We start from the raw sequence: 24,876 nt of genomic DNA, 5'->3' as shown, positions 1-24,876 counted from the left end.
CCAATAAGCTTCGAAGACCGCGCTGTGGCGGTTGTCTCGATTATTGGAAGACCATGTAAGCTCACGTTGACCGTAAGGATCGAAGTTGTAAAAAGACGTAACAAACTTGTACGTCAGGTGTGCAGCAGGTCGGCCAGGGTCTGTTGCGAATGCCGCAATTGCGCATCAACCTGCGGCGCCAATGCCCGCAACCTTGATTCGTCGTTGACCAGCGCGGCCTCTTCCAGCGCGCGCAGCACATTGGCCAGTGCACGAAAGCCCAATGAATCGCTGCTGCCGGCCAGGCGATGCGCCAGATGAGCGACTTCAGTGCAATCGTCGGCCTCGATCGCTTCCGTGAGCGCCTCGCGGTGTTGACTGATCGAATCGCGCAACACCGCCAGCAATCCCTGCAGTTTCTGTTCACCGAGCAAGGTGCGGTGAGTGTCCAGCAGCGGCCAATCCATCGTTTCGTCATCCGGCGTTGGCGTTGGCGTTGGCGTTGGCGAATGACCGGCCAGGGCCTGACGCAGATTGTCGAGTTTCAGCGGCTTGGCGAGAATGCCGTCCATCCCGGCATCCAGATAACCGCGCACCAGCGCCGGTTGCACGCTGGCGGTCAGGGCGAAGATTCGGCAGTGGCGGTTCGGGCCGTCGGTGCGGCGGATCAGTGTGCACAACTCGACGCCGCTGATGCCCGGCAAGTGCACATCGAGCAGGATCAAATCGAACGCCTGCCCGGCGCATTGCGTCAGCGCCTGTTCACCGTCTTCGGCGAGCCAGACTTGATGCCCATCCCGTTGCAACAAGCCGCTGACGACCTCCCGGTTCAGCGCCACGTCCTCGACCACCAGAATCTTCAACGCATGGCTGGGCTCGTCAATCATTGTCAGTTCGGCAAACCCGGTAGACGCCAGTTGCAACGTCATCTCGAACCAGAAACAACTGCCCCGCCCGATTTCACTTTCAACGCCGATCCGCCCGCCCAACTGCTCCACCAGATGTTTGCAAATGGCCAGTCCGAGACCGGTTCCGCCGAAGCGTTGCGCCACTTCCTCGCTGGCCTGAGTGAAACGCTCGAAAATCTTTTCCTGCACCGCCGGCGCAATGCCGATGCCGTTGTCCGTCACACTCACGCGCAGCCGTTGCCCGGTCTGCTCCGCGATGGGAGCCAACAGCACCACCTCGACCTTAACCTCTCCGCCCTCGGTAAACTTGATCGCGTTGGCCAGCAAGTTGCTCAATACCTGACGCAAGAATTGTTCGGCGCCGTGGTGCCGGTCAGCAACCTGCGGATCGATCCGGCAATGCAGCGTCGTGTCGTTGCTCAACGCGCGCGGTTCCAGCAGCGTCAGCACCTCATCCAGCAATTGTCGAAGCGAAAAATCCACCGGTTCCGGGTGGCTGACGCCCTCCTCCAGTCGAGCGAAATACAGCACTTCATTCAGAATCGACAGCAACCCTTCGCCGGCCTTGTACAGCGCATCCAGACGTTTGCCGTCGCGCTCATCCAGACTCGCGCCGCGCAGCAATTCGGCCATGCCGAGAATGCCGTTGAGCGGGGTGCGCAATTCGTGGCTCATGGTCGCGAGGAATCGCGATTTCGCAAGGTTGGCTGCCTCGGCTTCGTCCTTGGCACGCATCAGGCTGGCGGTGCGGCGCTCGACCATTCGCAGCAGTTCATCGCGGTTGTCTTGCAGGGCCAATCGATCGGCTTCCCGGCGATCAATGTCGCTGAGGATCGCTCGGCGCATGTCGTCCAGCGCATGGGCCACGGTGTCGATTTCGTCCTCGTTGGCGTTGCGACGCTTGTCCAGTTGCAAGGGTTCGTGCCAGTCACCGGCGGCGATGCGTCGGGCAAAATCGGCCATGACTTGCAGGTGCCGCGTCACCAGTCGATAAAACAGTCCCGACAGCGCCACCGCCAGCCCGCACAAAAACACGCTCATCCACAGCAAGCTGGTTAAGCCAGTGGCAGACAAACGTTGATGCACGGCCCCCAGATCGGTGCTGACTTCCAACTGCCCCAGCTGTCGCAAGGGCCCGGACGGCGGCTGATAGTCCAGTTGAAAACGCTCGATACGCAGCGGCCCGACCGGGTCCGCGCTGCCATGCAGCAAATCGAAATCAGGGCTGGTCAGATGCACCCGCGCCACATCGGAGAAATCCACCAGGCCGCGCAACTGCACATTCAATTGATCCTGGTTCAAATCCCAGAGACTGCGCTCCAGGCTGGCCAGATACCCGGCGCGAATCAGCTCCATGCGTGAGTCGATGTCGCGCATTTCGCGTCGGTATTCGAAGTACAACTGCACGGTGCTTGCCAGTACGGTGAAGCACAGGCTGAATAGCAAAATGAACAGCAGCAGACGCCGCAACAGTCCACTGGGTCGAGCGCGGATCATGGCGAATTCGCCGGCAGGTTGATCATGTCGCGGTAGGTGACTTCGCTTTCGTTGAGCAAACGGTCGACCTCTCCGGCATCGACCATGCGCTTGAGTTGCGCATCGATGTCCGGCATGCGACTGGCCAACGGAGAATGGCGTGATACCGCAATCCGAAGGTAGTCCACGCTCAAGGACGTTGGCAACGCGACGATGTCTTGCGCGCCTGGCAGGTTTTCGACGTACAGCTCGCCGGTGCGTCGCTCCGAGGTGATGAAGTCGATGCGACCGCGGATCAGTTTGCCGAAGTTCTGGCGGCTGTCAGAGACCCACTCGATGTTCTGGTGTTGTGCGACCAGGCGGTCGAATTCCACGCCATAACTTTCACCAAACAACAGCCCGCCACGGTAATTGGCCAGGTCCTCCAGACGCTCGAATTTCACCGGACGCTGGCGATTGATGAACAACGCGACCTCTTCACGCAGCACCGGCACCGTGGAAAAAATCATGCTCTGCTCGCGTTGCGCGGTGTTGTAGGCCAACACCACATCGACCCGGCCTTCGGCGGCGTCGAGCAGGCAGCGTTTCCAGTTGCCGAGCACGACGATTTCCACTTCGTAGCCCAGTTTTTCGAAAAGGTTTTTCACCACGCGCGGGGCCAGGCCACGCACTTGTTTGCCGTCGCTCCAGGAGATCGGTGGATACACCGGATAGTCGCAGTAGCGAATCTTTTGCGCCCCCATCGCGCTGTTCGCGACCAGCGCCAACAGCAGCACAAACACCCGCCACATAAAACTCAAGCCGCCACGCTGGCGGTGAACAGGTAACCGGCGCCGTGGATGGTGATGATCAGTTGCGGCTCGGCCGGGTCGTCGTGCAACTTGCGTCGCAGACGTCCGACCAGCACGTCAATGGAGCGATCATTGGGTACCCACTCGCGGTTGCGGATCTGGTCCATCAGCTGATCGCGGCTCAAGGTATGGCCGCTGTTACGCAGGAACACGCTAAGCAACTGGTACTCGCCGTGGGTCAGCAGGGTTTCGCTGCCGGAGGGGTCGATCAACCGCCGGCGATCGGTGTCCAGCGCCCAGTCGGCGAATTGTTTGACCGGTTTTGCGATGGCCGCCACCGGTTGGGGCACCTGCGCGTGACGCACCCGGCGTATCAGGTTTTTCGCCCGGGACACCAGTTCGCGTGGGTTGAGGGGTTTGATCACGTAGTCATCGGCGCCGCATTCAAGGCCGACGATGCGGTCGATTTCATCGTTGCGCCCGGTGATCAGAATGATCCCGACTTCCGAACGGACCCGCAGCTCCCGGGTCAGCGTCAGGCCGTCCTTGCCCGGCAGGCGGATATCGAGCATCACCAGATCAACCGTCTGGCTCGCCAGAAAGGTTTCGGCCAGCTCCGCCGTGGCCGCGCAATGCACTTCATAACCTTCCTGGGACAGGTAGGCGTGCAGCAGTTCGCGAATCAGCGGATCGTCATCGACGATCAGTACCCGAGGAGTCATCGCTAGGTGTCCCGCGTATGCCCGAAGGCGTGTTTCTTATTAGAGTGTTTTGTTGCCTTGGCGCCAGAGAGTATCGACAGCTGAACGACCGATCAACAGCCCGTCGTCTGGACGCAAAACCGTTGGCGACCACCGGCCTGCAATCCGTCGACCCAGGCTTCGCAAATCTGGATGCCTTGCTCTGGGGTAAAGGTGCCGGGGTTGAGGCCCGACTCCAGCCACAAACCGTCGAGCAACGCACTGAGGCTGATGGCAGCCAGATCGGCGTCGAAGTTTTCCCAGCCCTCCTCTTGCGCCAAATCGGTCAGGACTTTGCGCAAGATGCCGCGGTACTCGCCGTAAGAATGCTCGTGCGCGAGGTTGATTGACTCCGCCGTGCGCACCGCTCCCCAAAATGCCAGCCAGGCATCAATCAGTTGCGGGTCGAGCAGTTCGGCGGAGAACGATCCGCGGAAAAACGCCGACAAGCGCTCGCGGGCGTTGGGCGCTGCGTGCTGCATCGCCTCGCGCAGCAAACTCATGACCCGACCGGTAATCGCCCGGTAAGCCTCGGCTACCAGTTCATCCTTGCCGGAATAGTGATGGCTGATCAACCCGACCGAGACGCCGGCCTCGGCGGAAATCTTGCGGATCGACGCGCCCTGGAAGCCGTGGCGCTTGAGGCAAACCAGCGTGGCTTCGATCAGGTTGGCCTTGCGCAACTCCGGCTCCATGCGGGAAAAACGGGCTTCCTGACTCATGCGCGACACTCTCCGTGGATCAATCGTATAGGGCGCGGCTGGACAACCCGCGGACTGAACGACTGTACAGCAAGAGTGTGGCAAGTCTCCAGTCAGTTGCATGTCTCTGAGACCGTGTCACGCCCATCGCGGGCAAGCCACGCTCCCACACTTGATCTGGGTAAACCGGCTATTTGTGCCCGACACAAAACCCTGTGGGAGCGCGGCTTGCCCGCGATGGGGCCATCACATCCAACATTGATGTCACCTGACAGTCCGCCATCTCGAGCAGGCTCACACAATTAATCTGAGTTGCACCCGGTTATTCGTGCCCGACACATAACCCTGTGGGAGTGAGCCTGCTCGCGATGGCGTCAGCCCGTCCATTCAAAAACCCAGGTCAGTCCCGATAACCCGGCGCCACCCGCTCAAGCAACCGAAGCAGCGCCATCCAGGCCAATTGCATCGCATCCGGGTCGCTCAACTCGCCCTCGTCCAGCGGCCGGCCAGGATCGTTGAACTGACGCTCGGTGTGTTCGCACACCTCGCTCGGCGGCAAAACCAGTTCACCCGCAGCCTGCGCAGCGAGCTGGATTTCGCACGCTTTTTCCAGGTAATACATGCGCAAGAAAGCCTGGCTCACGGTCTCGCCAACGGTCAACAAACCGTGGTTACGCAGCATCAGCACCGGCTTGTCGCCAAGGTCCTGCACCAGACGTTGCTGCTCGCTCATGTCCAGCGCCACGCCTTCATAGTCGTGATAGGCAACCCGCCCATAGAACTCCATGGAAATCTGATTCACCGGCAACAACCCGCATTTCAACGCCGCGACCGCGCAGCCGGATCGGGTGTGAGTGTGCAGCACGCACTGCGCATCTTCTCGTGCACCGTGGATGGCGCTATGAATCACAAAACCTGCCGGATTCACCGGGAACGGCGACGGTTCTACGGCTTGGCCATCAAGGTCGATTTTCACCAGATTGGACGCGGTGATTTCATCGAACATCAGCCCGTACGGATTGATCAGGAAGTGATGCTCAGGCCCCGGCAGGCGCACCGAGATGTGGGTAAATATCAGATCGGTCATGCGAAAGTGCGCGATCAATCGGTAACAGGCAGCCAGCTCTTCGCGCAGACGCTGTTCCGTCGCGCTGCGCAGGTGGTTGGCGATTTCGTTCATGTTGCGGTTCTCCAGGCTGATCGACTGCGCAAAACAGTAAGGCTGGACGCGGTGAACCGTCCAGCCGCTTGCGATTACTTGCTGGCCCAGGCATTGAAACGCTCTTCGAGTTCTTCGCCGTGATCGACCCAGAACGCCACATCCATCGACAGCGCGCCCTTCAGGTTTTGCGGCGCGGTGGGCACCCATTGCGCGAGTTTGCCGTCCAGTCTGGCGGCTGCTTCAGTATTGGTCGGGCCATAGGGGATCTGCTCGACATACTTGACCTGGGCGTCCGGCTGATTGGCGAACGCAATAAAGCGCTTGGCCTGATCGACGTGTTTCGAGCCCTTGATGATCGCCCAGTAATCCATGCCATACAGACTGCCCGGCCAGACCAGCCCGAGATGACTGCCGCTTTGCGCGGCGGCGGCCACGCGTCCGCTGTACGTCGAGGTCATCACCACATCCCCGGCCGTCAGCCATTGCGCCGGTTGCGCGCCGGCCTCCCACCACTGGATATAGGGTTTCAGCTCAGTGAGTTTGGCGAAGGCCCGGTCGACACCCTTCGGCGTGTTCAACACTGAATAAACGTCCTCGACCTTCACCCCGTCGGCCAGCAAGGCGAACTCCAGGTTGTACACCGCACGTTTGCGCAGCCCGCGTTTGCCGGGGATTTTCTGCACGTCCCAGAAGTCGGCCCACGAAGTCGGGGCCTGCGCCAGCTTCTGCGTGTCGTAGGCAATCGCCACGCTCCACACCAGCGCTGCGGAACCGCACGGCTGCGCTGCATCAGGAATCAACTGCTCGACGCGACCCAGGGTTTTCCAGTCGAGTTTTTCATACATGCCTTCATCGCAACCGCGCATCAGGTCTGGGCCTTCAATCTGCACCACGTCCCAATCGGCGTTGCCGGTGTCGACCATCACTTTGATCCGGGCCATCTCGCCGTTGTATTCACTCTGGATCAGCTTGCTGTGATCCGCGACGCTGAAGGGCTGAAAAAAAGCCACATCCTGGGCTTTCTGGCCGGCACCGCCGTAACCCACCACCACCATGTCCGGTGCTGCCTGAGCGCTGCCAAAGCCCATGGCCAGGGACAGCAACAAGGGATAAAAACCGTGCTTGAGCGTATTCGATTTCATCAGTGGTTCCTCTTGCAGGTGCCACGCGAATAACCTCCACGTGACCCTTTTTTATTGTTGTGAGGTTTGCCCCAGGTCCGGGTGCCAAATGAATCTACTGCGAGCCATAGTAAAAAAACAAGTTGATTTTTTACTACAGGTAAATTTCTATAGGCAAATAATAACAACGCCGAAAACCCGGCCTTTCGGCTTCAGCCTGCCTGGAGTACCCATCTCATGCCGACCTCGCCCCCTGCTTTTGCGCACCTGTTCGAACCCTTGCAACTGCGTGGCAAACGCCTGAAAAACCGCATCATGTCCAGCGGTCACGACACCTCGATGCCCACCGACAACCTGGTCAATGAGCAACTGATCGCCTACCACACCGCGCGGGCCGAAGGTGGTGTCGGTCTGATCGTGTTGCAAGTGGCCGGTGTGCATGACAGCGCGCGGTACACCTCACATGTGCTGATGGCCACGGACGACGCTTGCATCGAGGGTTATCGAACAATCGCTGAGCGTTGCCATGCGCACGGCACCGTGGTGCTGTCACAAATCTTCCATCCGGGCCGGGAAATCATGGAATCCAGCGATGGCTTGCTCGCTGTCGCTTACTCGCCTTCGGCGGTGCCCAACGAGCGGTTTCGGGTAATGCCTCGGGCGCTGGATCAAGCGATGATCGACGAGATTGTCGCCGGTTACGGGGCCGCTGCCCGACGCCTGTATCAGGCCGGAATCGATGGTGTGGAAGTGGTCGCCAGCCATGGTTACCTGCCGGCGCAGTTCATCAATCCGCGGGTCAACCGTCGCACCGATGGCTACAACGGTGAACTGGAACAGCGCCTGCGTTTCCTGCGCGAAGTGATCGCGGCGGTGCGCGCCAGCACCGATGAACACTTCATCATCGGCCTGCGTATTTCCGCCGATGAACGCGACCCTGAAGGGCTGACCGAGGATGAATCCCTGGCCGCCGTGCAATCCCTGCAAGCGGTTCTGGATTACGTGCACATTGTCGCCGGCACCTCGGCGTCATTGGGTGGCGCCGTGCACATCGTGCCGCCGATGGCGATCGAAGCGGCTTATCTGGCCAAGGAAGCCGGAACCTTTAAGGCCGGGCTGTCGATTCCACTGTTCGTCACCGGGCGCATCAACCAACCGCAGGAAGCCGAACTGATCCTCGCGCGCGGCCAGGCCGATGTCTGCGGCATGACCCGCGCGCTGATCTGCGACCCGCAAATGCCCAACAAAACCGATACCGGCCACGTAGAGGATGTGCGCGCCTGCATCGCTTGCAACCAGGCGTGCATCGGCCACTTCCACAAAGGCCTGCCGATTTCCTGCATCCAGCACCCGGAGACAGGGCGCGAACTGATCTTCAGCCAGCGGCAACCCACCGCTCAACGCAAACGCATCATGATCGCCGGCGGCGGACCGGCCGGGATGAAAGCCGCCGCAGTGGCCGCCCAGCGTGGACATGACGTGACCCTCTACGAAGCCAGCTCGCAACTTGGCGGCCAGGTCTTGCTGGCGCAATTGCTACCTCGGCGCGCCGAATTCGGCGGCGCCAGCACCAACCTGCAACGCGAAATGGAACTGGCCGGCGTGCGCGTCGTACGCAACACCCGCGTCGACCGGGCGCTGGTCGAACGCGAACGCCCGGACATGGTGATCGTCGCCACTGGCGCCGAACCGTATTGGCCAGCGTTTGAGCGCGGCGGTGAGCTGCAAGTCGTCGACGCCTGGCAAGTGCTGCGCGATGAAGTGCAAATCGGCCGTTCCGTGGTGGTGGTCGACTGGCGCGCCGACTGGATCGGCCCCGGCATCGCCGAACGTCTGGTACGCGCCGGGCATCAGGTGGAACTCGCCGTCAACGGCACCCATTGCGGGGAAAACCTGCCGCTGTACGTGCGCGATCAACTGGCCGGCGAACTGCACAAACTCGGCATCCCGATCACCCCCTACGCCCGCCTGTACGGCTGCGACGACAACACCGTCTACCTGCAACACACCGCCAGCGGCGAACCGATGCTCTTCGAAAACATCGACACGCTGGTGCTCTGCCAAGGCCATCAACCCGTCGATACCCTTGGTGCCGAACTGCAAGGCTTGGTGGAGTTTCGCCGCATCGGCGACTGCCTCGCACCGCGCACCGCCGAAGAAGCCATCTACGAAGGTTTGAAAGTCGCCTGGGAGCTTTGAGGCTGTTTTATACTCCGGGGCTTTTACACATCACCCCGGTTTGGAGCACGCCATGAGCAACAGCAGCAAGATGCCGCCTGCCAGCAGCGCGCCCACACAGGACAGCGCAACGGCAGAACCGCATTTTCTCGGCACACGGATTCGTGGGTTGCGTAAACGTCGGGGCATGACCTTGGCGGAACTGGCGCAGATGAGCGAGCTGACGGCGGGGTATATCAGTCAGCTGGAACGGAATCTGGCTTATCCGTCGATTCCTGCGCTGTTCAATATCGCTCGTAGCCTGGGGGTGACCATTCAGTGGTTCTTTGCCAGCGAGGGCAATACCGCGCCTGAAGATAACGGCGTTGTGGTGCGCAAGAACACTCGGATGAGCGTGCATTACGAGGATGGGATTGTGGATCAGTTGCTGACACCGCAGCCGAATCGGCAGTTGGAGATGTTGCATTCACGGTTTCCGCCCGGGACTTACAGTCAGCAGAGTTACAGCCATGAAGGTGAAGAGGCTGGGTATTTGCTGTCGGGGAGTTTTGAGTTGTGGGTCGGGGAGCGGTATTTCCAGCTGAGTGAGGGGGATAGTTTCAGCTTTTCGAGCCAGGAGCCGCATCGGTATGGGAACCCTGGGGACGTGGATGCGGTGGTGATTTGGGTGATTACCCCGCCTTCGTTTTGAGGGCTCGGTAGCGGTCTCGGTGCTTGATAAATTCAGGTGGCACGACCACTGCACAAAAGCCAGCGTCTGGCCTAATGCCCGTCAGTTAAGCCGTAACGCGGTCTTTGTAGCACCTGGCGAAGCCTGCATTCGGCTCGGTCCGCGCTCGGGCGTAGCAGTCGTAAAACCTGAGTTTGCGGTCCATCTGAAACACCGCATCGTCTGATTTTACGACTGCTGCGCCCGAGCGCGGACCGAGCCGAACGCAGGCTTCGCCAGGTGCTACAAAATCGCGTTGCCGCAGAAATTGCTTAACTGATCGGCATTAGGCGTCTGGCCGGTTTTTCTTTTTGCGCATTCGTTTACAACCACCCGAATCCTTTCCCCATGACTGCCGCCAGACCCAGCGCGGCGGTAATCAAAGCGCCAAAAAGTAAACGGAAATCCGTTCGGGCTTCTTTCCGCTGATCACGAAAATCTACGCGAAGGTCACCGAGGTCCCGCCGGACGTATTCGATATGCGTTTCAAGTTGGGATACACGCGGTTCCAATGGGTTTTCTCCTGGAGGACCTGGTGGTCTTCGTCCATGATCTTCTCCGCCACTCCTTTTGTTGCCTGGGAAGCGGTCGGGGTAATGCTCATCAAGGTTTACCAGCACAAAAGGCTCACTCATCGCAGACCTCCAGTGCAACGGTTTTGGTGCCGTCTTCGACGACGATATCCGCCAGCACATTGAGCGAATGCAGGCGAATAAATCCGCAATACTTGCAGTTGAGCATCACTGCCGGCGTACCGGAGCGTAGATATTCGTTGCCACGCGCCCAAGGCAATCCCACGCCTGTTGCTCCGGCCTGGAGTGGCAGTTCCCACTCATCATGCTCACAGAACGGGCACTCGGTGTTCTTTATCCGCTGTTTGAAAATGTTGGCCAACCGCCCGGTGTCCAGATGAAGATCCCTGGGCTTTGATTTGCCTCGTGCCACCCCAGTCTGATCATCGCCCTGAAAACCATCTTCACTGCTGCTGTACATCGCTACCTCCTCCTTGAGGGACTAAATCATCGATTAACCGATCAACCAGAAGATGGTGCATAACGTCCAGCCACCTGCTCGACCGCGAAGTCATTACTGATGCCTTCGCTGAAAATCGAATATACCTTCGATCAATCTCGGACGTATCCGCGTAAGAAGTAGGAGGATTCGCTTGTTTGTGTCAGCCCGGAATATTGCCTGTGGGATCCGTCCACGCAGTTCTTTTCGAAGCTGCCCAGGGTCACAGGTTTCGCAGATGAGTGGGGTCTTCAGTTGGCAGGGTCAGTGGCCGCTCCGGCGTTGCACCGGCATCGCTCTGAGGTTCGGCTAGAGGTCTGGAAATGATCGGGGCCACCAGTCCCAACACCCCCCTTTCAATCAGTGTCAGAAGTCCAAAAGTAATGAAGCCAAAAATCAGCCCGACCACCAGAATGCTCAATGGGTGAATTTGCACGGCGTCGGAGCTATCCAGCATGTAGAGAAAAGCCTGAACAGCGACGGCCACGCAGGCCGCAAGGGCTGCTATCAGTTTGATAATCAACCAAAGCCGCCGCCATCTGTTCATGCTCTTCCCCGCTATCCGGTGATTTAGCTCTTTATTGCATGATAGCTAATGACCTTGATTCAGAGTGATTCCGCACAGCATTGTTGTAATCTTCGACGCGATGGCCGAGTTCCTCTCTCCTAAAAAAACTGAAACCCCAGAAACGAAAGAGCCCCGTCACTTTTCAGTTACGAGGCTTTTTTAATGCATTGCTGAGTACCGTGTGTAGCGCTACGGAGCCGCATCAACAATCGCCTGCAGAATCGGCTCGATGCTGATTAGCATGGGGGTACCACCCCTGATATCTGGTTCGCTCAGGGATTGAAATCCCAACGATTCATAATATGAAACGGCGTTCGGTGCCGCGTCCAAATACAGGCCCTTGATAGGCACCTCTTTGTGGACCTTAACCGCTTGTATGAATGTGTGCCTCAGAATTTCCTGACCGATTCCAAGCCCCTGATATCGACGATCCACACCAGACATCATCATCCTCACAACGGGCAGTTGAGATGGCAAGTTCGACTTCTTGATAGTGGCTTTCGCAAGCGCCTTGTCAATGTGACCCAGCGTGAGCGTACCAAAGCCGACGACTTCTCCCAACGAATTGATCGCACCAATGCCTCGGATGTTCTCGCTCTTTAAGGCACGCTTCAAACCGCTCTTATAGTACTCATTCATCATGACAAGCCCACAATCGAAATCTTTCAGATAGTGGTAAGACTCAATACGAGCTTGCAAATTGTTATCAATTTCATAAGCCGGAATCGCTTTTGTCCCCATGCTTCCCTCTCATCAGGTTCAGTAGCCCAAGCGTTGGAGCCGTATCCTCATTAAGGATCTCCAGAGCTCGGGCATAGGCTTGTTCCGACATCTCGATACGTCGATGTTTTTCCATCACCTCCTCTGCCTTCTCGAAAGCAGAGGAAATAATGAACGAGGTCATATCAAGCCCCGAGATTGAAGCGGCCTTACGGATGAACTCTTTAGCGACATCCGTGGTTTTGAGTTCAAGCCGAGCATTTTTTGGTGCTTTGAGTATTTCGTTAATTTCTAACATAAGGTGTACCCGTTTTCGGAGAGTGTGTTCCCTTACTGAGTGTCATTTTGTTGCTGTCCACGCTCAGAAGCATGGGTGATTTCAAAACTTCAGCTCACTCCCGGGTAATGGGAAGGGCATCGAGCAATGTACGGATGCTAGCCGTACACAGTGAGAGATGTCAAATACCACCCGTACAATAACCGTACACTCCTGCACGGCCCCATTATTAAAACATCAGAAACAAAAAAGCCCCGTAGCTTATTCAGCTACGGGGCTTTTTCTATGTAATGGCGGAGAGATAGGGACTCACCACAAAGAAGACTTTCGAACAACAAGGCCAGTATTACGGGGCTTTTATGGTGCATAGTAGTACAATCTAGTAGTACAATCTGCTGCACCACTCCCCACTTCACGGCGCTCCAATGGCACACAACTTGATTCAGAAGAAAGGTGAAACCACGTGGTACGTGCGACTGGCAGTGCCTGTGGATGTGCAAAAAGTCATTGGCTGCAAAGTGCTGATTCAGTCGTTGAAGACCGGACTCCGCAAGGAAGCAATGGATGCACGCCTTCCAATCCTCGCCAACTGGAAAGCTCGTATAGCGACGGCTCGGGCTGGCAAGCCATTGCCACCAGACTGGCAAGAGTCGCTGACTGGGATGTTCGAAACGGTGGACAGAGTAACGAAGCATTCCAAAATGACCCGCATTGGTGAAGCTGGCGCTGCTCCTTATGTCGTGCCTGAACCAACGGAAATGGCGAAGTTCATGGAGGACAATCCGGCCATGATGGACGCATTGAAAGGGATGATTCAGAAAGCACGCCAAACCCCCATGGGTCTGTTCAAGCTTGATGACGAACTGGGAGCCGCGTTCAAAATCGCAGTGGCTCAGCGGTTTGAAACTCACTACACGCCCACCGCCGATCAGAAGGAAGAGATCAGGATGATTGCGACTGGTGATGGTGATGGAGTTCGTACAGTTCGGTCGCCAATCACCAAGCAGCGTATCGCTACGTTCCGCCAATATCGTGAAACGCGGAATGTCGCCACCAAGACAATCGATCAGCAGCAATCGAAGCTGGAGAAGCTTTCCGCGTACCTAGCTAAAGTAGGTAAGCCGCTAGACTTCGATGCTGTTTCAGCGTGGCTCGACTCCCTCAAGCTGGCGAGCAAGACCCTCACACAATACCTGCTAGCTGGTAGCGTTTTCTGGAAGTGGGCAGGGAAGCACGACGCTCGCTGGCGAGAGGAATTCAAGGATCGTGCAAATCCCTTCGAGAATCACGATCTGCCGCAGGTGAGGGGCAGGGCCAGAGTTGACGCTCAACGGAAAGACTTCAATCTGGAAGACATCAGCAAGCTACATGGGGCAGCGTTAACCGAGGGGCATTCCACATTGGCTGACTTGATCCTGCTTGGCACCTATACCGGCGCCCGCATCGAAGAGCTGTGTCAATTGAAGGCGGAACACGTCATTGAGCCCGACGGTGTGAAGAGCTTCGATATTGTCGATTCCAAGACAGCAGCAGGCATCCGTGTTGTACCAATCCACCCTGCCCTGTCTGCTCTCGTTGATCGTCTGGTTGAGCAATCCAAGGGCGGGTATCTGGTGCCCTCTAGCAGCAAAAACAAATACGGCATCCGATCAGACGCTCTCTCAAAGGCGTTTGGCAGGCTCAAGACAACGCACGGATATGGTAGCCAGCAGGTTTTTCACTCTATCCGTAAAACCGCCATCACCCAGCTCGTAAGAGCTTCCGTGCAAGGTCCATTGATTGCGGAACTCGTCGGGCATGAAACCGGCTCCGTGACTTTCGATGTGTATAGCCAAGGTGCGACAGCAGCACAGAAACTAGAGGCAATTTCGAAACTTCCCTTGCTTCCAATAATCTCCGAAGCTGTCCAGGAGAAGTCTGAGTAAAGTTCTTTTGGCGGTCAGCCCTGCAACCCGAAAAGTGCAGGACACAGATACAAAACCCACACACAAAACCAACTAACTAAGCAAGTATTATATTGACAAAATCAACTTTCGTGTTACCATATTCAATGTAGAGCAGTAATCCTTCTCGGCTCTTCGAAACAACAGATTTTTAACCAACCATAGTCTGAATGGGTTTGCTGTTGTTGTCTGGTGGTAGCGTCCTGTTACTGCCATCTATTTCCTATCTCCTCGTCATTGTTTACTACTTTCAGTGACGCCGGGCGAGCCACGCTCAACGTGGTTCCATCATATCCCTCAACGTATCCTTTGTGTGCCCTTGACAAATGCCAATGGCGGCCTAGTTTCCCTGCCACCTCGTGTCCTATCCAGTGGCATTTGGCAAAACTGGTACATCAGGGCAAACGGGTTCGTCTCCGTTTGTTCAAAGAACCGTTTGCTGGCGGTGATGGACTCAGCACAAATACGAAGCGCGATAGACACAGGGCCGTCCGGCCCTTTGTTTTGTCCGCCTTTAGTTATTCCTACATTTAGGTAAACAAAACAAGGAGGCCGAATGGCTCTAATCCTCGTACGACCATGCGTGATCTGCGGAAACCCCATGGAAACAAAACGCGCTTCAAAACAAACATGCTCCCAACGTTGCTACATGCAACTCTACCGTACCAAACACAAGGAAAAATACTAATGTCGATTCTACGAAAAGAAGCAAAGCCAGAACTACAAGCCCTGAAAGACAACGCCACAAAGTTTTATGATGGTGGGTTTTGCGATGAAAATTCACTTCCTGCAATACGCGCTACAGTGAGCCAGTTGGCCGTAATGGCTTTGGGTCTTCCAGCTGCATTCAAACGCCGTGATGAATTCCTGGCTGCCGGGTACATGCACAGCGATGTTACTCCGATCCAACTCGGCGCCTATATCACCTTCTACGTGAAGAAACCGCAGGTAGAACAGAAAGCCGATCTGAAGGCGATTCATGCTCAGGTCGAGTCCGATTACCGTACAAGCATCGAACGTGAAAATGAACTGATCATTACCCGCCAAGTAGAGTTGGAAGCCGCTGCCATTGATCGCCAAGTTGAAAAAGAGTTGGCAGCGGAGCGTCAGGCTCAACGCGATGCAATCGAAACTCGGATTCGTGCTGAGCTTTCGAAGTGATCGACCGTACAGGTTAGTCACACAGCTTCATAGATTCGGGTGGCCCTCGGGCCATTCCCCACCTACCAACTTAAAGGAAAGTGCCAATGTACATCGGCAAAACTCCGCTCGCCTTTTGTATGACGTGGGCACTGATTGTGATACTGCACTTTAGCCAAGGGGCAGAAATTGAATCCGTCAGTCAGCACGTAATTGACTTGAATCGGCAAACGTACAACCGGCTCCAGTTGGAACGCTCTCAAGATAGAGCGATAAACGAAGAGCAGACACGGAAAATAGTTTCCGTTGAAGTTGTGCGTGCAACATCCAACAACCAAAATATCAAATCCCATTAGGAAAGCCAGATTGAATCTACCAGCGTGCCGTACTAACTCAACGCACAGGTTTCCATTGTATTCCCTTGCAGTAGACGTTCAAACAATCCAGACCTACGGACATTGGCACCTGATCCAATCGATGTAGTGATTACGCACAACATCGGAACAGGCAATGAATGCACTTTTGTGCTGAAAGCAGACGGCGACGTTGAAGTGACAAGTCCATTCACCGAGAAAGTGAAGGCCAAGGATATTGAACTGGAAGCAGGCAACAGCCTTTTCCTGAAAGCACCGAGCATGACTGTTAAAGTTCCGAACACAACATGGACAGGCAATTACACGATGAATGGACAAGCCAACTTCAACGGCATCCTGTTCGACACGAACAACCACGCAGGCGTTACGCCGGGCAGCGGTACAAACGGCTGTTCCGGTTGGTTGAAATGGGTGATTTAATCCTCCTGTCTCTATATGCTATTTCCATTCAGGATCGGAGGGAAATGATGATCAATTTGTTGAAGCAGTTAGCCGAGATGGCTTTTCACTCTACCGTTGACGATTGGCTCAAGTCCTCGAAAAAGGAAGCGCCGACAGATGCGCGCGATGTCCGTCACGATGCCAAACAGGATGTCCCAAAGAAGGAGAAGCGCCCCAGCCAACCTCGCTACATAGTCCACACCGCATCCAAGGTTCACCATAACGACGTTGTTTATGTGAAAGGAGAGTGGCGCTGGATAACGAAAGTCGTCTACTCAGGCGGAGCAAGGGTGTACATGGAAACTCAGTGTGGTCACAAGTTCTCTCGTGCATGGGACGACATGGTACGTGTTCGGTGCTGATATCCAGCATCAGGCGTCACTGCCGGTTGTACTCTGGTTTGCCTGCGGCATTGTCAACTGATGAAGCGAAGCCAGTGACAGGATTCATATAAATACTTATATGTCAATGATTTTCATTGATTTTTTCCTCGACCGCTGTTACAGTGGTCGCCTTCAACACAACTACCCCATGAGGGCACGCCTATTGACCGAACTGAACAGGAGATCAACCCATGAACACCGCCATTCCCGTCCCCGCCGTAAAGCAATCCCGCAGCAGAGTTTCTCCCGAGTCTCGCACCCAGGCTATCCAGATGCGTGCAGCCGGCGCTTCATATCCCGACATCGTGACCGCGATCAACTGCGAAGCTGTCACGCTTGACTGGTGCAAGCGCAACTTGAAAACCGTTCCCGTCTACGACACGCACTTCTATCTAGTAGAAGAGCTGACTCCCTTGGCTCTCCGCCCAGAGGGCGTAGCACGCCTGGACCTTCGCACAAGGATCAAGAAAGCCTACGGCATTGCTGATGGCTCCCCGATCCCGAGAGCGATCTACACACGCACTACGAACGCATTACCGGAAGGTTCGTTCATCCGGCCAGACTTCCTAGAGCCAGAAGCCGCAGTAGCCAGCCAGAACGCTTTGTGTGGGGCCGCAGTCATCCTCATGGAGCGGTTTGAAGAGCTGGTTGCAGATTATCTTCACCAGTTCCCCAGCACATCGCCCTGGCATGTCAGGAACACTATCTTGCAGATGCTGACAGGGAGTCATCCCGGTGGCCCGCTTGTTCAAGGTCGTCGAATCAATGACGCTGTAGATGAGTTGGCGGATCGTGTCCCTCAACAGGACGAGGTCGTGTCATTTGCTGCGCCTGTGCTCGCTCCTGAGTACGATGCACTGTGCGTGTGAGTGAAGCGCACCTTTTGTGCAGATAGATGTATAGGTGGTGCAAAGTGGAGCTTTCTACCCTTGGTGCACTTTTTGTGCAGATAAGTTATAGAAGGTGCAGGAGTGCATTTGCAAGTGGGAATACTTATAGAGGTGACCCTTTACACGCTTGGCGTGTGGCCTGATCCCACTGAAGTGGTTTGCACGTTGAATGTATCTTTTTGCAACTGTTCGCAATGAAGTGACTATCCCATCTCCGATGGTAAGGCAATAAAAAAATAAATGAAATTTATTGCCCATTTTGGAAGTGCGCTCTGTAGCAACAACGTTGCAGTAGTTATCCCTTAACAACTCCGTTGTTGGTGTGATACCTCTTCACCTTCGGTTAAAGGATGTACTCTTTTGTTCTGCTGTCTACTATGCAACTGATCCTCTGTGCATATATTTTCTCTGTGCGATTCAGGTGTAATTGCCCACTGGATATGCGATGAAATAACAACTGCTGCAAAGTGTTGTAGCGCTGCCTGTGACACCGCCGGTGGCAGCTCGGGCGGCCTTGAAGGGTAATCCTGTTGACCGGGTATTTCGCGTGCATGTGTACCCTGCACGCGAGTTTCACCAGAACGCTTGAGTTGCACCAGATTTATACAAAATAGAGTATGAAAAAAACCCCAATAAACCCCGTTTTAACTGTCGGAATTGGGCCATTGGATGCGGTTATTCGAGGGCGATGGCGTGGTGCAATGCCCGGAAACACTGATTTTAGAGCCATCCAACTTACAGAACACTAGGCAAAAGCCGGTTTTCCCCGCCTGCTCGCAAAATCTGGACAGCTTCGACGGGATAAGGTCGCTCTATTTCAAATAGCAGCGCGTCACCAGCGTTTCCATCACACATTCGACCTGGGCCATGCGGATTCTGCATCCAACCCGTTCATCAAGTTGCTGAGCTACGATATTTGCCACCCCATCAAGGACGACTGCCATGCCAAACAACACAGATGCGAACGTTGCCACCGCTGACGTGCTCACCCTCCTGTTGCATAACCAGCACGCGCTTGCAGCAGCGATTGAAGAAGTGGCCTTGTGGGCTAAAGCCAGTGGCTCAAGCGAAACCCATGAGAACGCCGTCACTGCATTGCAAACTCTTGATGCGAACGCATCCGCCATAACCGCAGGGATTCTCAAGCTCAGGCAATAAACCTTGATTGGAAAACCGATATAACAAATCTAGAACGACCATTCTACAAGTGTTATAGTTGCTCTCAGACGGAATTCAGAGGGCGAGAAAATGACCACCGACACCAACATCACCACCAACACAATCGACGTTGTGAGCTACTGCCGTGTGTCCAGTCAGGGACAAGGTGAAAGTGGGTTGGGTCTTGAAGCTCAACGCGAGTACATCGGTCGTGCAGCCCAACAGAATGGTTGGAACATCGTTGGTGAGTTCGTGGATGTTGTGTCGGGTAAGTTGGCAATCGAAGATCGTCCAGAAGGAAACAAGGCACTGGCAGCGTGCAAAGAGCTGGGTGCACAACTGGTTGTCGCCAAGCTGGATCGCCTATCCCGTTCTGTTCACCACATCGCCCGCCTGATGGAAGAAACAGAGTTCAAAGTTGCAACCATGCCGACCGCCAACTCTTTCCAGCTTCACCTGTTTGCAGCCCTTGCCCAACAGGAACGTGAGTTCATCGCCAACCGTACCAAGGAAGCTCTAGCAGCCCTCAAGAAGCGTGCTAACGCTGGCGACGTACAGTCTGTTGAAAAGATTTCCCGCCGCTCCGAAGCACTGAATAAAGGCCGTACAGAAGCTAACCGGGTCAAAGCGAGTGAGGCAGTTCAGCAGCGCGTGAATACATGGCAAGAGTCGGTGCGTGATCCTATCGACCTTTGCATCCGCAAGGGTGGTCGCACACTCCAACAGGTTGCTGATTGCCTGAACGGCAAGGGCATCACCACAAGCCGGGGCGGCCAATGGTCGTCAATACAAGTGAGTCGTGTGATGAAGAACCTGGCCCTTCGCTTCCCCGCCACTGAAGGTACTCTGTGAACCCCCAGTAGGGTTTTCCACGGCCCCCCGTGAAGGTTTACATGGCGTCCTGTAGCCTCACCAACGCGGAGCTTTGTCATCTCTGGATTTGGGAGTGATTCTACTTATTTTAGAATTGAGACGAATTCTCAAACAGCCCTATCCGTTTTGTTAAGCACCACGGATATAAAGCTGGTGGAATATCCACATGTCGCTGAGCCTTTCATATTATTTTTCTGTGTAAATCCTTTGTCAGCCTCGAATGTGCAATATAAAAAAATTCGCGGGCTGGGATATTTCCATCGAAGACCTACGTTCATTGGGTGTTCGACTACACGTCTGGTGTCTTGGTGTGTCTGTTAACATCATCTGTGTGTCATTATTGGCTTCCTGTGTGTGATTTGTTGTGTTACATTAATCTCACACAACATTATGTGTGACAACTACAGGAGCATCTACGATGGCACAGGCGAAATCCCCAGAGGTAAAGGCAAAAATCATTGCAGCATGGCATGAGGCATCTGCCAATGGAGAAACACGTAAGAGTTTTCACGAGCGGGTAAAGGGCACAGAGCTTGAAATCACTTATGGCGGATTGGAACGGTGGTTGAATCCTGCCAAGGTGAAAAGTTATGTCAGCACAGGGACACACACTCCGGCACAAGCAGAGACGCCGAGCTTTACTGCTGCCACGTTGGACGAGGTGGAGGCAGCGTACAAGAAGAATATTGAAACCTTGATCACCAAGCTTGAAGAGCAGGAACGCCAGCTTGAGAATGAGCTAGAGCAGGTGGCCAATGACCTTGTCAGAGCGCGTGAGAAGCTGACGAAATTTGACTGACAGACCGTCAAACTCCAAGGCCACCAATACGTGGCCTTTTTCATGGCCGTGATTTGTGTGTTGATGCTTAAGATGTATGATTCCGCCGTGCCCACCCACCCTGCGGACAGTCCAGAGGTGCTGGCGGGCCGCGCTATTTCCAGTCATACCACACCCGGCTGTTCTTCCATTGAAGACCTTCGTGTTGCACACCGCTGCAATGGTTCAAGTCGAATATCTCTTTGCGGTTCTCTGGCGTGACATCGCAACCAAACACAAGCCCCACCAGCGATTGTTCGAAATGGATATCGACGGGCTTTTCTGAGTCGGTGAATGCAAGTACTCGCCACTCGCTCTCGTCACGCCAGTCGGTCATCTTTTCGAAGAAAAGGTTCTGGTAGTACTCAGAGAGGTGCATCTGTGCATATTCTTTGATGCCACCCCTTTCCAGTAGATCTACGTTCACCGTGAACTCTTGGTGGTCAGGGTGATGTCCCACGAAGTGATTCGCGTATGAAACAGGGCCGTAGTAGAGAGGACATCGGTCTCCGATTTGCTTCCTCACCTGTTCAACCAAACGCTGTCTATCGAAGACCAAGCACACCCCTGTATGTCCACCACCATACCTATCCCACATTCTTGGCTTGCAGAATCCCCGTTTGTAGATGTCGAACGGATGGCTGCCCGTTAGCGAATCTTCATCTGTGGAAAAGCAGGCGAGGTGAGTCTTGTGTTTCAGTTCTTGTGACAGCTTGGCGGAAAGCTCATTGCGGTTGTAAGAAGATAGATCCCTGCCTTCGTTCGAACCGAAATCGAAAAGCCAGTCCTTGCTCTCTTTTGGATCGTTGGTTTTGGTGTACGGGCTAAGTCGTATAGTGCGATATCTGAGTATGGCGTCTATCGCAGTATCGGCACGGGTGTAGTGGTAGAGATACCTGTGGGGGTCGGAATGACCAATGATCACGAGAGGCTCCTTTCCGAGATGGCTGGGTTCCTCAGCTTACCGGCGTAGCTGTCTCCGTGCTATTACGTCGCACTTGGCCTGGGTTCTAGAAATGTGCCGCTAAGGCTTACCCTGCTTGATGCGGGATATGGCAAAGTGCGGCTTCCCATTCTCCTACCAAGGACTGCGTATGAGCCTACCTGACCGCTTTATCCAAGCTGTTCGAGATAACCCCGTAGATGGTGTCACAGCTATCTGTGAGTACGTTCATGATGAGGTAGATAACATTCCAGATTGGACTCAAGAAGCGCATGGTCTGCTGCTGGAGGCTGCCGCTCTGATTCTCAGTCTCGAAGAGCAAGCATTAATCTCACATATGGTTGCTCCCCCTGACCTCGACGGGAACATGGGAGCAATCTGCAATCAGCTCCGTAAATTTCTGGGGGATGTTCAGGGGGAAATGGTGGGCCAATCCTCCGTGCAGAAGCTGGAAAGCTTGAAAGGCCGATTCGCCATCACGCTCGCGAACGGATTTGGTTACGAGTTCACCGACGGGGATCTGAAGCGCATCCAACAGTTGATCAACCAGCTACGAGAGATGGTTTCAGCCAACACAGAGTTAGAGCCGGGGCACAAGCAGCGGCTTCTAAAGCGCCTTGAGAAACTGCAAGCAGAGCTGCATAAGAAGATGTCTGACATCACCGTATTTTACACTCTGATGGGGGACGCTGGCGTTGCGCTAGGCAAGCTGGGAGAAGGTGCCAAACCTATTGTTGAAGTGATAAAGGAGCTGACTGGACTCGCTTGGAAGTCACAAGCACGTGCAGAACAACTTGGCTCAGATGCAGAAAATCCGATGCTGGGTCATGAGTCCGAGCCGCCGAAACTAGACTGATTTCCATGCGAACACGTGAGCAAGAGCTCACGTGTTTTTACTGCCTGAATTGCTGTAATCACCGTAGGCATACCCGAGTGTCGGTTTTCTCTCCCGGTCATCTTCATAGCGCTCGCTCAAGCATCGGCTGATTCTCCGATGTTCAACTCTGAGTGCTGACAATTCGGCAACGCTCCCCCGGTACATCACGATCAGCTTTGCAACATTCTTGTGTGCTTGCCAAAGGTCTCGCTGTGTGATTTCCAGCTCGGCGTGGAGCAAATCACACTCGTGCCTGAGCATGTCCTCAAGGGGGGGGCAACCCCAGCTCGAAGCCGGAATCATCGATCAACCCATCGTTCAGCATGTCCACGAAATCGTGATTCATCCCACTAATCCATATGCTGTACGCACATACAGTATACGGGCATCCAAGCAGCTTTAAGAGTTGTGTCGCGCGGGTGTGCCACATCGGTTCGTTTTCAGACGAATGACTCTGTTAACATCCGCGAAATCGGGCGGGTATAGGTGTTCATATGCAAGCGAACGACGCAGTGCAGAGGTCGAGACTGAAGAAAATTCTGGGGTGGATAGTTGGTACTGTAGCGGCTTGGATTGCCACGAAAATCTTCGACAGCTATTACGATGTTTCACTTTTCAGCTCCGTATCTACAGCGGTTGGTACTGGGTTGGCGAACACGTGGAGCTTGTTGGGCCAGTCTTTCCCCATGCAGCTTTGGATGCTTGTTGGCCTCACTATCTGTGTCTTGCTTCTGATCGGTGTTGGGCTTTGGGGCATCAACGATGCGAACAAAGCTTTAGAGGATGCAGAGAAAGAACTAAATGTTGCTTATGCAAAGATTGCAGAGTTGAAAGCTCCAGCGTTGCTCCCTCTGACTACTGTGCAGGATAGGGTGCTAGGGACTATTGCCATCTATGGTAATGCGGGCAAGGCGTGCCCGACCACGGCGATTCCGACTCACACCGGTCTTACGTTCTTGGAGACGGATGGCGCGTTAGACGTACTTGAAGCGAGGAAAATGGTTTCGTTCGAATACTCCACGTCTGGGAAATACGTAGCGTTAACAGCCGCTGGCCGTGCGTATGTCCTTCACCCGGATTTCGATATTGCCGCTGCTACAGCAACGCAGCAATCACCTGCCACCTTAGCGTCCAACCATATCTAGACAAGTGTTTCGCTCAGGGTCATACAGAAAGGATTGCAACCAGGGCGTCATGGGCATGCAGACGGGGCAAGCGCAATCTGTTGTGGCGCACACCTAGCCTATGGCGAATGCACCACGGGCAAGATCACGCTGAATTCGAACCTGATCTTCGAAGTTGAATTGCTGGAAGTGCTGGCGCGGAATGATTTACCGGAACCGGGATTTTTCCAGAAAGGGGGCATCCGGCAACACATCGTTGATGCCGGCGGGTTGCACAGAGCGGTGCTTATACTCCCTTTTACAGGAGATGCAAGCGATTCCTCTTGACAGGAAACCAGCACACCCATACGCAGCTCTACTGCGTCAGCAGCACCACCTCAAGAGCAAAGGTCGAACACCCCTAAAAAACAATATCAACGCAGATCATCGTTTCTGCTTTTAATCTTCGCTGGAGCTGGAATAGGGATATTGCAGATGTCGAGCATCTGCCTGCTGATGTGGATTAGCTGTGTGGATGCGGATGGTGCAAGAGAGTGCAGCAGCGGCCCCATGTATGGAGCCAAGGTGTACCAGGAGGAAGCTGAGTGCAACGCTCAGGTTAGCGTCCTCATGCTCCACGAAAACGAAATCTTTCGACTCCCGCACTACTTTCGTCCGCCCTGACACCCCACACCCCAAAACATCATATCGACTCTGGGAAGCCCCGCTTTTTGGCTTGCAATTTCACTGTGATCCTCGGCTCCCCGCCGCTGAAGTGGTCGCCACTCTGGTAGCATTTGGAATGACGACTGGAATGGGGGTTGCGATGGAACGAGAGGTGGAAAACGGATGAATCCAAAACGAAAAGTGGTTCTACTGTCGCTGGGAGGCGTCCTTGGGACACTCTTTCTAGGTGCAGTCAGCGGTGCCGGCAAGATGCTTACGACAGATCTGTGGCCTTCTCTTCGCCCATTTGTATCTACCTTGTGGACTTGGACACTTGAACTCTTCACGTGGCTTGCACAACCCATAGCGTTCCCGCTGTGGTCATTCATTGCGGCACTGCTGGTAGTTGTTGGAGCAATTGGGTTTCTTGGCTTTATCGCCGCATCGTTCGGTTCGGATTTGAACGCTGCAAATGCCAAGTTTAACCCCGCACTTCCTCCACTCAACGAGAGCGCCCAACAAGTCCTAGCCCTGATCGCAATCCACGGCGGTAGGAACGAAGGGCTTTATCTGAGCCAGATTCCTTCAACCGCTGGATTGTCGCAGTTGGTCTATGAAGGCGCTATGGACGTTCTCTACCATTGGAATCTGATCTCCATCTCCTATTCCAACTGGGGTGATCAGGTTTCGTTATCCGCCCTCGGGCGGGCATACGTTCTGCACCCTCAATCGCCGTTAGCGTGGGTGGTTAAGAGCGCGTAGCGGGTGGAATACGGACGACCAAGGGCCCGCCATTGAGCGGGCCTTTCTTTACCTGATTTTCCTGATGCCAACGATGTCTTATCGCCGCAAAACAGGATGACTTGAGTAGTACAACAGAGTAGTACAATCGGAAAACAAAAAAGCCCCGTAGACCTTGATCTACGG

25 protein-coding genes and 1 pseudogene are annotated in these 24,876 nt (G+C 54.9%); 14 read left to right on the top strand and 12 right to left on the bottom strand.

Annotated elements, in window-relative coordinates; translation table 11 throughout:
- Positions 1–113: 113 nt before the first annotated feature.
- From ACYZTY_RS05660 to ACYZTY_RS05635, 6 genes are all read right to left on the bottom strand, one after another.
- Positions 114–2,384: an ATP-binding protein gene (locus tag ACYZTY_RS05660; RefSeq protein WP_461957654.1), complete on the bottom strand. Its 2,271-nt coding sequence runs from the start codon at positions 2,382–2,384 to the stop codon at positions 114–116.
- The gene (locus tag ACYZTY_RS05655) at positions 2,381–3,154 is read right to left on the bottom strand and encodes a substrate-binding periplasmic protein (RefSeq protein ID WP_461959257.1); all 774 of its coding nucleotides are present in this window, start codon (positions 3,152–3,154) and stop codon (positions 2,381–2,383) included. Before ACYZTY_RS05655 ends, ACYZTY_RS05660 begins: the two co-directional genes overlap by 4 nt.
- Positions 3,155–3,159: 5 nt before the next feature.
- Positions 3,160–3,876, bottom strand: a complete 717-nt coding sequence (locus tag ACYZTY_RS05650) for a response regulator (RefSeq protein WP_461957653.1) — start codon at positions 3,874–3,876, stop codon at positions 3,160–3,162.
- Between the two features lie 92 nt (positions 3,877–3,968).
- Positions 3,969–4,616, bottom strand: coding sequence for a TetR family transcriptional regulator C-terminal domain-containing protein (locus ACYZTY_RS05645; protein ID WP_461957652.1), 648 nt, complete (start codon positions 4,614–4,616; stop codon positions 3,969–3,971).
- A gap of 379 nt (positions 4,617–4,995) precedes the next feature.
- A complete protein-coding gene (locus tag ACYZTY_RS05640) occupies positions 4,996–5,775 on the bottom strand; it encodes a class II aldolase/adducin family protein (protein WP_461957651.1) in 780 nt (259 codons plus the stop codon).
- Positions 5,776–5,849: 74 nt separating this feature from the next.
- Positions 5,850–6,899: an ABC transporter substrate-binding protein gene (locus ACYZTY_RS05635; protein ID WP_461957650.1), complete on the bottom strand. Its 1,050-nt coding sequence runs from the start codon at positions 6,897–6,899 to the stop codon at positions 5,850–5,852.
- Between the two features lie 216 nt (positions 6,900–7,115).
- On the opposite strand from ACYZTY_RS05635, the gene ACYZTY_RS05630 reads away from it, so the two are divergent.
- Positions 7,116–9,077 (top strand): oxidoreductase, encoded by a 1,962-nt coding sequence (locus tag ACYZTY_RS05630; RefSeq protein WP_461957649.1) that lies wholly within the window; start codon positions 7,116–7,118, stop codon positions 9,075–9,077.
- A gap of 70 nt (positions 9,078–9,147) precedes the next feature.
- The gene (locus ACYZTY_RS05625) at positions 9,148–9,747 is read left to right on the top strand and encodes a cupin domain-containing protein (protein ID WP_461959256.1); all 600 of its coding nucleotides are present in this window, start codon (positions 9,148–9,150) and stop codon (positions 9,745–9,747) included.
- Between the two features lie 341 nt (positions 9,748–10,088).
- Here ACYZTY_RS05625 and ACYZTY_RS05620 read toward each other — a convergent pair whose 3' ends face one another.
- The 5 genes from ACYZTY_RS05620 to ACYZTY_RS05600 form a co-directional block, all read right to left on the bottom strand.
- Positions 10,089–10,400 carry a hypothetical protein gene (locus ACYZTY_RS05620; protein ID WP_461957648.1) on the bottom strand — a complete coding sequence of 104 codons (312 nt, stop codon included), beginning with the start codon at positions 10,398–10,400 and terminating at the stop codon, positions 10,089–10,091.
- Positions 10,393–10,758 carry a hypothetical protein gene (locus ACYZTY_RS05615; RefSeq protein ID WP_461957647.1) on the bottom strand — a complete coding sequence of 122 codons (366 nt, stop codon included), beginning with the start codon at positions 10,756–10,758 and terminating at the stop codon, positions 10,393–10,395. Before ACYZTY_RS05615 ends, ACYZTY_RS05620 begins: the two co-directional genes overlap by 8 nt.
- 241 nt (positions 10,759–10,999) lie before the next feature.
- Positions 11,000–11,323, bottom strand: a complete 324-nt coding sequence (locus ACYZTY_RS05610; RefSeq protein ID WP_461957646.1) for a hypothetical protein — start codon at positions 11,321–11,323, stop codon at positions 11,000–11,002.
- 210 nt (positions 11,324–11,533) lie between these two features.
- Positions 11,534–12,085 (bottom strand): GNAT family N-acetyltransferase, encoded by a 552-nt coding sequence (locus ACYZTY_RS05605; protein ID WP_461957645.1) that lies wholly within the window; start codon positions 12,083–12,085, stop codon positions 11,534–11,536.
- Complete coding sequence (locus ACYZTY_RS05600; protein ID WP_461957644.1) at positions 12,057–12,362, bottom strand: type II toxin-antitoxin system TacA family antitoxin; 306 nt, start codon at positions 12,360–12,362, stop codon at positions 12,057–12,059. Before ACYZTY_RS05600 ends, ACYZTY_RS05605 begins: the two co-directional genes overlap by 29 nt.
- A 416-nt stretch (positions 12,363–12,778) precedes the next feature.
- On the opposite strand from ACYZTY_RS05600, the gene ACYZTY_RS05595 reads away from it, so the two are divergent.
- The 8 genes from ACYZTY_RS05595 to ACYZTY_RS05560 all read left to right on the top strand — a co-directional run bounded on the left by ACYZTY_RS05595 (position 12,779) and on the right by ACYZTY_RS05560 (position 20,342).
- Positions 12,779–14,266, top strand: a complete 1,488-nt coding sequence (locus tag ACYZTY_RS05595; RefSeq protein WP_461957643.1) for a tyrosine-type recombinase/integrase — start codon at positions 12,779–12,781, stop codon at positions 14,264–14,266.
- Between the two features lie 705 nt (positions 14,267–14,971).
- On the top strand, positions 14,972–15,445 hold the full coding sequence (locus tag ACYZTY_RS05590) for a hypothetical protein (protein ID WP_461957642.1): 474 nt from the start codon (positions 14,972–14,974) through the stop codon (positions 15,443–15,445).
- 461 nt (positions 15,446–15,906) lie between these two features.
- Positions 15,907–16,218 carry a hypothetical protein gene (locus tag ACYZTY_RS05585; protein WP_461957641.1) on the top strand — a complete coding sequence of 104 codons (312 nt, stop codon included), beginning with the start codon at positions 15,907–15,909 and terminating at the stop codon, positions 16,216–16,218.
- Positions 16,219–16,262: 44 nt separating this feature from the next.
- Positions 16,263–16,601 carry a hypothetical protein gene (locus ACYZTY_RS05580; protein ID WP_461957640.1) on the top strand — a complete coding sequence of 113 codons (339 nt, stop codon included), beginning with the start codon at positions 16,263–16,265 and terminating at the stop codon, positions 16,599–16,601.
- A 212-nt stretch (positions 16,602–16,813) separates the two neighbouring features.
- The gene (locus tag ACYZTY_RS05575; protein ID WP_461957639.1) at positions 16,814–17,491 is read left to right on the top strand and encodes a hypothetical protein; all 678 of its coding nucleotides are present in this window, start codon (positions 16,814–16,816) and stop codon (positions 17,489–17,491) included.
- Between the two features lie 963 nt (positions 17,492–18,454).
- On the top strand, positions 18,455–18,670 hold the full coding sequence (locus ACYZTY_RS05570) for a hypothetical protein (RefSeq protein ID WP_461957638.1): 216 nt from the start codon (positions 18,455–18,457) through the stop codon (positions 18,668–18,670).
- A gap of 90 nt (positions 18,671–18,760) precedes the next feature.
- Positions 18,761–19,522: a recombinase family protein gene (locus ACYZTY_RS05565; protein ID WP_461957637.1), complete on the top strand. Its 762-nt coding sequence runs from the start codon at positions 18,761–18,763 to the stop codon at positions 19,520–19,522.
- 439 nt (positions 19,523–19,961) lie between these two features.
- Complete coding sequence (locus ACYZTY_RS05560; RefSeq protein WP_461957636.1) at positions 19,962–20,342, top strand: hypothetical protein; 381 nt, start codon at positions 19,962–19,964, stop codon at positions 20,340–20,342.
- Between the two features lie 133 nt (positions 20,343–20,475).
- On the opposite strand, the gene ACYZTY_RS05555 is transcribed toward ACYZTY_RS05560, so the two are convergent.
- Entirely contained in the window at positions 20,476–21,285 is an 810-nt protein-coding gene (locus tag ACYZTY_RS05555; RefSeq protein WP_461957635.1) for a DUF2971 domain-containing protein, read from the bottom strand.
- 169 nt (positions 21,286–21,454) lie between these two features.
- Between ACYZTY_RS05555 and ACYZTY_RS05550 the strand changes: the two genes are divergently transcribed.
- The 4 genes and pseudogenes from ACYZTY_RS05550 to ACYZTY_RS05535 all read left to right on the top strand — a co-directional run bounded on the left by ACYZTY_RS05550 (position 21,455) and on the right by ACYZTY_RS05535 (position 24,711).
- A complete protein-coding gene (locus tag ACYZTY_RS05550; RefSeq protein ID WP_461957634.1) occupies positions 21,455–22,159 on the top strand; it encodes a hypothetical protein in 705 nt (234 codons plus the stop codon).
- Positions 22,160–22,674: 515 nt separating this feature from the next.
- Entirely contained in the window at positions 22,675–23,325 is a 651-nt protein-coding gene (locus ACYZTY_RS05545; RefSeq protein WP_461957633.1) for a hypothetical protein, read from the top strand.
- A gap of 34 nt (positions 23,326–23,359) precedes the next feature.
- Positions 23,360–23,511 (top strand): annotated as a pseudogene (locus ACYZTY_RS05540) (FKBP-type peptidyl-prolyl cis-trans isomerase); the annotation flags it as partial.
- A gap of 621 nt (positions 23,512–24,132) precedes the next feature.
- Positions 24,133–24,711, top strand: coding sequence for a hypothetical protein (locus tag ACYZTY_RS05535; protein ID WP_461957632.1), 579 nt, complete (start codon positions 24,133–24,135; stop codon positions 24,709–24,711).
- Positions 24,712–24,876 lie beyond the last annotated feature (165 nt).

The sequence above is a fragment of the Pseudomonas sp. LB1P83 genome, from assembly GCF_054897885.1.
Note: the sequence above shows the minus strand (reverse complement) of the source record. Positions and strands in the feature narration are given on the sequence as shown.